Below are 904 nucleotides of genomic sequence, written 5' to 3' on the forward strand. Positions count from 1 at the left end.
CATGGAGGCCGGTTTCGATGTCATCGTCGACAAGCCGCTGGCGGATAATCTCGCCGATGCCCGCGCGATCGCGGACGCGGCAGCGCGCACCGGCCGCCGGATCGCAGTGACGCATACCTACACCGGCTATCCGCTGGTCAAGCAGGCGCGGCGGCTGATCCGCTCCGGGGAGTATGGGCCGGTACGCCGGGTCATGGTCAAGTACACGCAGGACTGGCTTTCGCGCGCGTCCGATCTGGAGAACAACAAGCAGGCCGAGTGGCGCGTCGACCCGGCCCGGTCCGGCGAGGCCGGGGCCTTAGGCGATATCGGCACCCATGCCGCCAACCTCGTCGAGTTCATCACCGGCGAGCGCATCGCCGCGATCTGCGCCGAACTGACGATGCTGCCCGGCCGCCGCATCGATGACGACGGCGCGGCGCTGTTTCGCCTGTCGGGCGGAGGCCGGGGGACGCTGACGGCCAGCCAGGTCTGCGTGGGCGACATCAACGACCTCGCCATCTCGGTCTGGTGCGAGGAGGCGGGCCTGCACTGGCGGCAAGAGGAGCCGAACACGATGCGCATCGGCTATCGCGACAAGCCGACCGAAATCTGGCACGCTGGCGCCAACCGCGCCTATCTCGCAAGCGACATCCTCAACATCCAGCGCACGCCCGGCGGACATCCGGAGGGCTATCTGGAGGCCTTTGCCAACATCTACGCCGCCTTCGGCCGCACACTGCGCGGCATGCCGCAGGAAGGCGACGAGCCGGGCTTTGCGACCATGGACGATGCGCTCGCGGGCATGCGGTTCGTGCGGGCCAGCCTCGATTCGAGCCGCCAGGGCGCGGTCTGGGTCGATCTTGCCAGCGTGGAATGAAGGAGAAGACGTGATGAAGGGTCCGGCCATCTTTCTCGCCCAGTT

Annotated in this window: 1 protein-coding gene; it reads left to right on the top strand. The window is 67.8% G+C overall.

Annotated elements, in window-relative coordinates; genetic code table 11:
- Positions 1-859 (top strand): Gfo/Idh/MocA family protein (locus tag IEX32_RS20400; protein ID WP_188773360.1); only part of this gene is annotated, 859 nt, incomplete at its 5' end.
- Positions 860-904 lie beyond the last annotated feature (45 nt).

The organism is Novosphingobium endophyticum, from assembly GCF_014640675.1.
Classification (GTDB): domain Bacteria; phylum Pseudomonadota; class Alphaproteobacteria; order Sphingomonadales; family Sphingomonadaceae; genus Novosphingobium; species Novosphingobium endophyticum.